A 9,740-nucleotide genomic window follows, 5' to 3' on the forward strand; every position below is an offset into this window, starting at 1 on the left:
AAAATTGTCAAAAGCCGCCAGGTCGATGCCTATTCCCGCGGATTCCATGCGGCAAAGCACCGGCACCAGGGGCATCTCCAGCTCCTGCATAAGCCCAAGAAGACCAGCGGCATCAAGTCGTTTTTCCACCATCTGGCCGATCTTCAGGGCAGCCACAGCCCTGTTCTCCCGGTGCACCGCAATTTCAGGAGCATATGTTCTGAATATCCGATCAAAACTGTAATCCCTTTCTTCCGGATTAAGCAGGTACACCCCCAGGGAAATATCAAAAAAACCGGACACAGGTTCCTGCATCCAGTCCTGATTTTCCCTGTACAGATCTTTCAGGGAAAATACATATTTTTTGCAAAATTCAAGCTTTTCAATGGGCGGCGTTTTTTTCGGCACTTCCCATTCCTGGTCTTCCAAGGCCACCAGGTAACTGTCCTGGCCAAGATAAAGCCCGGTAATCCGTCCCCGGCAATCAGGCAGCTCTTCTTTTTCAGCCCAGGCCTTTTGCACCCCGCCCTTTTCCCGGCTCTGCCCATGCTTAAATTCCTGGCTTCCCGGGATCTCGTTCTTGAGACTTTTAAACTCGTATTCATCCAGAAATTTTTGAAGCTCAACCGGATCAGCCGGCCTTGTCTTGAGGGTTTCCAGTCCGGCCCCGCTCAAACAGTCCGGCTTTAGCTTAGTCAGCCTGCGGTACAGAAAAACATCATCCATATGCTCCCGCAGCTTTTCCTGTTCCTTTGGCTTCAGCTCATCCAGGCCCGCCTGCAGCTCTTCCAGGGAGGGGAATTTCTTCAGCCAGTTCAGGGCGGTCTTGGGTCCCACTCCGGGTATTCCCGGGATGTTGTCCGAACTGTCCCCCACCAGGGCCTGGTAATCCGGCCATTGCTCAGGGCCTATGCCCGTCTCGCGCCTGAATCCATCACAGTCAAGAATCTCGGCATTCTTTGCTCCCGGATCCCAGAGATAGACATGATCATCCAGGAGCTGTTTCAGGTCCTTGTCCGAAGCTACTATGATCACCGGATGTTTGCTCTTGAAGATTTCAGTATAACCGGCAATAAGATCGTCCGCCTCCAGCCCCTGGGCTGTATATTCCGGGATTCCAAGAATCCGCACCGCCTCCCTTAGAGGCTCGATCTGTGCGGACAGTCCTTCGGGCATTCCGGGACGCTGGGCCTTGTAGGGGATATACAGTTCATGGCGAAAGGTCGGTCCCTTGCCATCCAGGAAAAAACCCATATACTCCGGCTTTTCCTCTTTAACGATCTTTAAAAGCATGCGGATGACTATATAGATGGCGTTGGTTGGCAGGCCGTCGGAGCGCTTCAGATCCGGATAGGCATAAAACGCCCGGTACAGAAAGGAACTGCCGTCAATGAGGAAAACTGGTTCGTTTTTATACTCAATCTTTTCCCGGATCATTATTTGTCTTCCCTGCAGAGTTTTCTTTCCTGTTGGAGTTGGCGGTCCTGGAAGTCTTTTTCTTTTTGTTGCGGACATCGGCCAGGCGCTGCAGTATAAACTGCTGGGCATGCTTCTGATCTATCTTTTCTATGGGTATCTCCGCCCTGGCCATTTGCTTGTGTCCTCCGGCAGGCCCCAGGTCCTTGAACATCTGGGTGCATAGCTTGCCCATGTCCTTGCGCAGGCCGTCCCCCCTGAATATGATAACCAGCCTGTCCTCGTGTATCCCGCTGATGATATCCCAGGAAATATTGTGTACCCGCAAAAAGAAGTCCGCCAGGATAACCAGAATGTCCGGGGAATCCACCTTGCCCATGAACACGCTGGCCCCGTTGCCCATGAACCTGATTTTGCGGAAGGCCAGGGAAAAATACTTGAGCCATTCCCGGTGAAACTCGGACCTGATAATGTTCTGCAGAAGCAGTGGTTCGTAGAACTTGGTCAGATGCCTGAATGCCCGGATGTCCACATCGGAAAACTTGCGCTCGAAGCTCTGGGTATCGGTCTTTATGCCGTATACCAGGGCCGTGGCCAGAAGCTTCCCTGGACGAATCTTCATATTGTACAGGTATTCTGTGAGAAGAGAACTGGTGGCCCCGTACTCAGGGATTATCTCCTGGTAGTCGGCCTGAACCGGGTTTTCCTTGTCCAATGGATGGTGATCCAGGACTACAGAATAGTCGACCCGGGCAAGATCTTTGTGGTGGTGCGGCTGGGAATCAACCAGGGCGAACCTGTCATAATGGGGCAGCAGGGCGGGGGAAAACCTCTTGGTGGGAATACGCAGCAGTTTGATCATCTCCAGGTTGTCCGGCCTGGAAACCTCGTTTACATGTGCTATGCCCACCGAGTGCACCTTGCGATACAACAGACGCTTCAAAGCCAGGGCCGAAGCCAGGGCATCGGGATCAGCGTTGATCATGATGAGCAGGCGCTCTTTTTTCTTGAACAGCCCCTGCAGCTTGACCAGCCGGTTCTCCAGGGTACGAAAATATGCCATAACCCCTCTTGGGCCGTGGGGAAAACATACCCCATCAGGCCTGCAAAACTCTCAAGGCCTTGCGCCTTGGAAGCCCCCCTTTAACCTGAGTGTACAACATATGCAATGCCAATTTGATGCCGTATCACGGCTTTTTTTCTCTTTTATTTTATTCTGTGTTTTCGAGAATTTTTTGTCATCTTAAAATAGTCCAGAACGGGCCTGATTTTTTGGTGCAGTTCTCTCACTTTCTGGGCGATGTCTTTCACTCCTTTGGACTTGAGCAAGCCTATGGCAAAACCTCTCAAGCGATTTGTATTTGCAGGGCCGTTTCCGGTTCTTATTCTGTTTCTGTCTTCGTCATAAGTCCAATCAAGGATATAATGTCTGCTGTTTTCAATACTCCAGTGTCCACGATGGATTTGTATATTCTGGTAGGATCAACCTTATTTGGATGGTGGCTGGTTACGCCATAAAAAGAGTTTTCACAAAATTTATTGGTTTTTTGGTCATAGCTTTTTTATGAATGCAAAACGCCTGACCGACATGGGGAAAGTCAAGGTATTCATTTAGCCCAGAAATTGGTCCTGGCATACCAACCTTTTTCTTGACATGAATGCAGCCTCTTTTAAACTCCCTGCACAACCAGCACCCCATAATCCCCATTATTTATCTTATGAACATTACTTCAGAACTTGACTCTTATTTGATAAGCGATGACATCATGGCTGCGGCTTATTCCGGCACCACCCTCAAACAACGGGCCTGGATGAAAAAGCAGACAGCCCATTTGTGTACTCATTATGGCCTGGATGGCCACCATTATACCAGAAGTCTGCAGCATAGAGCATCAGATTTTTCCAGGACAAGCATGACCAGGCCTGTGGACTATGCAGGCCTGGTCATTGACAGCTTCCCTCCGGCCTGGAACAAGCTTCTGGCCTTGCTGGTGCCGGCTGCCATGCAGGGCTCAACGGAAACGGGGGTGTTCGTGCTCAGTGATAACCCGGAGGCAATAAATCCCGAACTGCTCACCGCTCTGGAACTGGCCGGGATAGAAGATATATACTGTCTGGACTTAGACACCTTAAAGGACTGGCTCAGCAGGCAGGGCCAGGACCTTGAATGTCTGTTCTTTGCCTGTTCTCAGGACTTCAATGTTCCTGACAAGGGAAACCATCCCTTCAACAGACGGCGCTGGCTGCATCTTACAGGACAAGAGACATACAGGTCAGCTGTCTGGGCGGATAAAAACCATGACTGGGACTGGGACGTACTGGCCTGGGCCAATCCTGACGTTTATTTTCTGGCGGCCGGGGAAAAGGCCGGGCAGGCCCCTCAAGGTTTCGAGATCCTGGATGTGGAACCCGGGGAACTAAAAGACATGGATGTGGATGTATTTTTTGGTCCTGAAGAATACTTCAAAGACACCAGGGCACCCCTGGGATTAAGTCCGGGCTTAGAGGCCTGCTGGGTCTGGCCTGGTCTTGACAGGCATTTTTTTTCATCCAGACGTGAATTCTGGGCCGGCATGCCTGCCCACAGAAACAATAACTCCTAACGCGGGCCATGCCCGCAACCCAAATAAGAAGATTATTGAACCACAGAGACACGAAGATCACAAAGTTTAAGACAGTAAGGAGGGTATTTTTTGAAAACCGGGCAACGGTTTTCAAAAAGGATGCCTTTTCATTTGCCGTTTTCCCGGCAAATGAAAAACCAAAACCCTTTGTGCTTTCTTCCTTTGTGTCCTTTGTGCCTTCGTGGTTCAAACTTTCTTGTTTTTTGTACAAGGTTTCAGGAGTAAGTCACTGAAGATCATTCACCCTGTACAGGGATAGAAACCATGGCAGCCAAAAAACCATCATCCAGCCGACTGGAAAAGATTCGAAACATCGGCATCATTGCCCATATAGACGCAGGCAAGACCACCCTGACCGAACGTATCCTGTACTACACCGAGAAAATCCACCGCATGGGAGAGGTGCACGAAGGCACCGCCACCATGGATTTTCTGCCTGAGGAGCAGGAACGCGGCATCACCATAGCCTCGGCCTTTACCTCCTGTCTGTGGCGTGAAAAAATCATAAATATAATAGACACTCCGGGGCATGTGGACTTCACCGTAGAAGTGGACCGGGCCCTGCGTGTCCTGGACGGTGCAGTGGCCGTATTCTGCGCTGTGGGTGGTGTTGAGCCCCAGAGCGAGACCGTATGGCGGCAATCTACCAAATACCATATCCCCAAGCTGGCTTTCATTAACAAGATGGATCGCCCTGGAGCCGACTTTGAGGCGGTATTGACGGCCATGCAGGAAAAACTGGGCGCTGTTCCCCTCCCGGTTCAGGTCCCCCTGGGAGAGGGAGAAGACTTCAAAGCTGTACTGGACGTGATATCCGGGCAGAAGCTGGTATTCGAAAACCAGTCTCTGGGCAGGACTATAGAAAGGCTGCACCCGGACAGCCAGGAGCAACAGCTGGTTACAAAATGGCGCAGTATCCTGGTGGAGGCCCTGGCTGATCACGATGACCAGATCATGGAGGATTTTCTGGAAGGCCGGGACATCCCCGCAGAAAAACTTCTTTCAACCATCCGCACCCTCTGCCTGCAACTAAAAGGTGTGCCTGTTCTCTCCGGCACCGCTCTGAAAAATATAGGGGTGCAGCCTCTTATGGACGCCATCTGCGAATTTCTGCCCTCGCCCTGGGATGTGCCCCAGGTGCAGGGACTGGATCCTGCCACCCACAAAAGCAGGTCCTTTCCGGTGAAAAGCAGTGCCCCCCTGTCGGCCCTGGTGTTCAAGGTAAGCATGGAGACAGGCAGGAAGCTGGTTTTTTTGCGTATCTATTCCGGGACCATAAAGGCCGGGGACATGGTCTTCAATTCAACCCAGAATATTCAGGAAAGAGCGGCCAGGCTTTTCACTGTGCACGCAAGACACCGGGAAAAGTTAGAACAGGCCGGGGCCGGGGAAATAGTCGCTGCAGCGGGCATGAAGGATGCCCGGACCGGAGATACCATCTGCAGTGAAAAGGACCCCATACTGCTGGAAAAAATAAGCGATTACGTCCCGGTCATCTCCCTGGCCCTGGAGCCCAGGAACAGCCAGGAGGAGGAGAAGCTCACCTTTGCCCTGGACCGGCTGCTGCAGGAAGACCCTACTCTCTTCTTTGAGCGGGATCAGGAAACTGATCAGATAATAATTTCCGGGATGGGCGAACTGCACTTGGATGTTGTTCTGCACAGAATGAGACGCGAGTACGGCGTGGATTTCAGGGCCGGCAATCCCCAGGTTGTGCACCAGGAAACCATACAAGAAAAGGCCCGGAGTCACGGCGAATTCGCCAGAGACCTGGGAGAGGAATTTCACTATGGATGGGTGGAAGTCCAGCTGGAGCCGCGCGGACGGGGCCAGGGCAACCGTATAAGCCTGGAGGTTGACTATGAGAGCTGGTCCCAGGCCTGGTTGGATGCAGTCTATGAAGGGGTGGAGGACGCTCTGCAGGCAGGGGAAATGCAGGGCTTTCCCATAACCGATGTCCACGTCCGGGTAAAAAGGCTAAAGTCAGAAAAGGGAGCAGACAGCATAGGCTTCAGACTGGCTGCGGTGCAGGCGGTCAAAAGCGCCATGAACCAGGCCGGACCTGTCATGCTGGAGCCCATAATGAACCTGGAAATCCAGACCCCGGCGGATTTTGTGGGCGAATGCATCAACCTTCTGGGGGCCAAGTCGGCCCGGGTGGAGAACATGTTTGACCGCGGGGAGCAGAAAATCATTCATTCCCTGGCTCCGCTTCGCAATATGTTCGGCTTCTCCACGGACCTGCGCTCCGCCACCCAGGGCCGGGCCGGATTTACCATGAAATTTCACAGCTTCGACACCATGGGCTCGTAAATCTCCCGGCCACAGCTGCAAGCCAGCTGCCTATAGTATTCCGTCCTTCCCGGTATCTGCCCAGAAAATACGTTTCCTGCTTTGCACCAAAGCAGACTTTAGAAGCCTCAGGTGGGTCCGCTGGCCGGCCCGCATGAGGGTGCTGCTGCAGAGCCTGGCAGTGCGGAACTGTCACGCCGGGAAAAAGAAGCGGCTGCGGACATGCACCTGTTGGAGGTGACATCTTGTTTGCACCCGGGACAGGTCACCCTGTCCGGCTGGCCTTTGACCAGCTCCTCAAAAACCTTATTGCAGTCCGGGCAATGATACTCATAAATGGGCATTTTCCATACTCCTTTTAACCTGCCTTGAAAAGCTTGTGGTTTTTCTTTTATTTTGGCATCATAGTCAAAAATTTATAAACATCCAGCCAGCCAAGGAGGCATTATGGCCGAGGTAAAAAAGATTCTGTGCGCGGTTGACTTCTCTGATATGAGTTCCAAGGTGGCGGATTACGCCCAGACCATTGCCAAATCCATGAACTCCTCTGTAAAGGTGGTCTACATCGCTCCCAGCCTGTCGCAATACGTGGGCTTTCACGTCCCTCCCACATCCATTGAAAATTTTGTGGGAGAAATTGTCAGCGGAGCCGAGAAAACCATGGATATCTTCATTCAGGAAAACTTCAGCGAAGTTGACGCCACCGGCCAGGTACTCACTGGATACGCAGCAGAAGAGATACTCAAGTATGCTGACCAGGAGGACATGGACATGATAATCATGGGTACCCACGGACGCAAGGGCATAGACCGGGTACTGTTCGGCTCGGTGGCGGAAAAGATAGTCAAATCCGCCCCCATACCTGTACTGACCATCAGGCCTTAATGCCTTGTTCCTCAACTGCTGTTAAAAGACTCTTTAATTATTTAGAGGTAAGACCAGCCCTGGTACTGCCTGAAATATGCAGAAAAAAACTATGTTCAACTTCCTGCAGACCAAAAACCCTTCCTGCAGCCTGGACCTGGGCAGCACCTGGGCCAAGACTGTAAGGCTTGCCCGCAAAGGCAGGGAGCCGCAACTTGACAGGGTTGCCAGGATCGTCTGGTCGGCTGCCGAGCATAAAGATTTCCAGAGCAAAGGCCGGCGGATAAAAGAGGCATGGGGGCAACTGGGCCTCAAGGACAAATCCGTAATCTCATCCCTGGCCGGTCATTCAGTAATTGTAAAAAGGGTATTCTTGGAAAAATCAGACTCCGGTGACCTGGAAAGCAAAATAAACGAAGAAGCCGGGCAGTACATTCCCTTTGATATAAGCGATGTGCACCTGGACTACCATATCCTGGAGCCGGACCCTGAAAGCGAAAACCAGGAAGTCATTCTCGTGGCCACCAAGAAAAAAGTGGTTCAGGACCTTACCCAGGTTATGGACCATTCCGGCCTGGGTCTTAGCATAGTGGATGTGGACGCCTTTGCCCTGAGCAACTGTTTTGAATTTAATTATCCGGAACTGACCGAAAAGCCGGCATACCTGCTGGACATAGGGGGGCAGCACAGTATGTTTGCTGTATTCTGGAAAAACCAGCCCCTGTTCTTCCGGGAGATGTCCTTCGGCGGCAAACAGTTGACCGATGTCATTGCTTCAGCCCTGGAAGTGGATACTTCCCGGGCTGAAGCCCTCAAGCTTCAGGGACCGGATGCCTTAAGCAACCAGGATAAAAACCGCATCAACAGCGAATGCGGAAAAGTTCTGCGGACCTGGGCCTCGGAAATCAAAAGACTTGTGAGCTTTTATCAGACATCCGTGCCGGCGGTTAAACAAGCCGCCATTCTCCAGTTGTCCGGTGGAGGAAGTCTTTTTCAGAGTGTTGGCAGCATCCTGGAAGAGGAGTTGCAGCTGGAGACCAGGCACATGGACCCCTGGAAAAAAGTGGAAATAAAGTCCAATGATTTCGATCTCAAGTACCTGGAGTCGATCAAGCCACAGTTTTGCGTACCTACAGGCCTTGCCCTGAGAGGATTTATCTAACCCATGATCAAAATCAACCTGTTACCGCACTCCAAAAGGGCCAGGGTAAAACCCGCGGAAAAACAGCTCATCCTGGGCCTGGGCCTGATTGTGTGCATAAGCCTTGTGTGCGCGGTATTTATCCTGTGGTCCGGCAGCCGGGTCTCCAGCCTTGAAAACAGGGTTGCCGACCTGGATGAACAAAGACACGAACTGCTGCAGCAGGTAAGACACATTAACGAGATCAAGGACAAGATGGAACAGATGCAGTCCAATATCCGGGCCATCAAGGATATACGCACCATACAGCCACTTCCGGTACGCTACATAGAAACCCTGGTCATCAACCTGCCCGACCAGAGGATCTGGTTTGAATCCATGGACCTGGACCCCGACGGCACCCTGGAGATCCGGGGAGTGGTCCTGGACAACCAGGTTTTTGCCCGGTACGTGGACGATTTACGTCAGTCGCCTTATGTACACAAGGTCAACACAAGAAGAACCTCGCGCAGGCAGGTGCAGGATCTGGACCTGGTGGAGTTTGACTTCCTGGTCCAGGCAGGAGAACCTTTGCCCGGGGAGTTGACCCTGCAGGGCAGCAATGAAGAGTAGGCCATGAAACTGAGCAGAGAGCAGATAATCGCCGGGGTGGAATCCCTGAGTACAGGGCGCAGGATACTTATCCTGGTCCTGTTGGTGGTTATTGTGGGCGGAGGCTCATGGCAGTTCTTTATAGGCCCCAACCTGCAGCAGGCAAGGGACCTTGAATCCGAACTGGAAGATCTGGAAACGGACATTGCCCTGTACTCCGGTCAGGTGGCAGAGTTGGCGCAAAAAGAAGAAGAAGCCGAAGCTATGCAAAAGGAACTGGAGATGGCCCAGACCCTGCTTCCTGCTGACACTCATGCTTTAGAGAGGCTTCTTGCTTCTTTTGAGCGTCTGGGCAATGAAAAGGGTGTGCGCTTTCTCCTTTTCCAGCCCGGCAGCGAGGAGATGCATGACTACTTTGCCAGCCGGAGTGTGCAACTGCGCCTGCAGGGCCGCTTTCACGACCTTGTAGGTTATTTTGACGCCCTGGCCGGCCTGGACAGGCTGGTCAGCCTGGAAAGCCTGCGCCTGCGTCCTGTGGATGAGCAGCAGTTCTCCAGGGACAGGATGCTTACGGCAGAATCAAGGCTGCGGGTCTACAGGGCGCTTACCGCCGAAGAAGAGGCAGCCCTGGAGGATGATTAAGAAATGCCAATAAAAAACAGGGGCGTTTCAAAAACAGTATTTTCCATTGCTTTTATTTTTGTTTTTGTCTTTCCCGTCCCGGCGCAGGACAACGACCGAAGCTCGCCTGACCCGGACTGGATGCAGGTGGAAGCCCCGCAATACAACCCGGAAGGGCTGCAGGATCCCTTTGTCCCTTTTGTCATGCCGGA

10 protein-coding genes are annotated in these 9,740 nt (G+C 52.3%); 7 read left to right on the forward strand and 3 right to left on the reverse strand.

Translation table 11 applies throughout. The features are described from left to right. On the reverse strand, positions 1-1,416 hold a 1,416-nt coding region (locus D5S03_RS07695), incomplete at its 3' end, for a 5'-3' exonuclease H3TH domain-containing protein (RefSeq protein ID WP_287043332.1). Beyond that, complete coding sequence (locus D5S03_RS07700; protein WP_287043333.1) at positions 1,397-2,458, reverse strand: DHH family phosphoesterase; 1,062 nt, start codon at positions 2,456-2,458, stop codon at positions 1,397-1,399. The genes D5S03_RS07695 and D5S03_RS07700, both read right to left, overlap by 20 nt. Positions 2,459-3,053: 595 nt before the next feature. Between D5S03_RS07700 and D5S03_RS07705 the strand changes: the two genes are divergently transcribed. Further along, positions 3,054-3,998, forward strand: coding sequence for a hypothetical protein (locus D5S03_RS07705; protein ID WP_008870243.1), 945 nt, complete (start codon positions 3,054-3,056; stop codon positions 3,996-3,998). Between the two features lie 285 nt (positions 3,999-4,283). Further along, positions 4,284-6,332: an elongation factor G gene (gene fusA, locus D5S03_RS07710; protein ID WP_287043336.1), complete on the forward strand. Its 2,049-nt coding sequence runs from the start codon at positions 4,284-4,286 to the stop codon at positions 6,330-6,332. A gap of 107 nt (positions 6,333-6,439) precedes the next feature. On the opposite strand, the gene D5S03_RS07715 is transcribed toward fusA, so the two are convergent. Continuing rightward, a complete protein-coding gene (locus D5S03_RS07715; protein WP_008870241.1) occupies positions 6,440-6,655 on the reverse strand; it encodes an FmdB family zinc ribbon protein in 216 nt (71 codons plus the stop codon). Between the two features lie 103 nt (positions 6,656-6,758). On the opposite strand from D5S03_RS07715, the gene D5S03_RS07720 reads away from it, so the two are divergent. The 5 genes from D5S03_RS07720 to D5S03_RS07740 all read left to right on the forward strand — a co-directional run. After that, complete coding sequence (locus tag D5S03_RS07720) at positions 6,759-7,196, forward strand: universal stress protein (protein ID WP_008870240.1); 438 nt, start codon at positions 6,759-6,761, stop codon at positions 7,194-7,196. 91 nt (positions 7,197-7,287) lie between these two features. Further along, positions 7,288-8,337, forward strand: a complete 1,050-nt coding sequence (gene pilM, locus D5S03_RS07725) for a type IV pilus assembly protein PilM (RefSeq protein WP_040418260.1) — start codon at positions 7,288-7,290, stop codon at positions 8,335-8,337. A 3-nt stretch (positions 8,338-8,340) separates the two neighbouring features. After that, a complete protein-coding gene (locus D5S03_RS07730) occupies positions 8,341-8,928 on the forward strand; it encodes a PilN domain-containing protein (protein WP_287043338.1) in 588 nt (195 codons plus the stop codon). Between the two features lie 3 nt (positions 8,929-8,931). Then, positions 8,932-9,549, forward strand: a complete 618-nt coding sequence (locus D5S03_RS07735) for a type IV pilus inner membrane component PilO (protein WP_287043340.1) — start codon at positions 8,932-8,934, stop codon at positions 9,547-9,549. 3 nt (positions 9,550-9,552) lie between these two features. Next, the coding region (locus D5S03_RS07740; RefSeq protein ID WP_287043342.1) for a hypothetical protein at positions 9,553-9,740 on the forward strand (188 nt) is incomplete at its 3' end.

The organism is Desulfonatronospira sp. MSAO_Bac3 (assembly GCF_003838035.1).
In the GTDB taxonomy this organism is placed as follows: domain Bacteria; phylum Desulfobacterota; class Desulfovibrionia; order Desulfovibrionales; family Desulfonatronovibrionaceae; genus Desulfonatronospira; species Desulfonatronospira thiodismutans.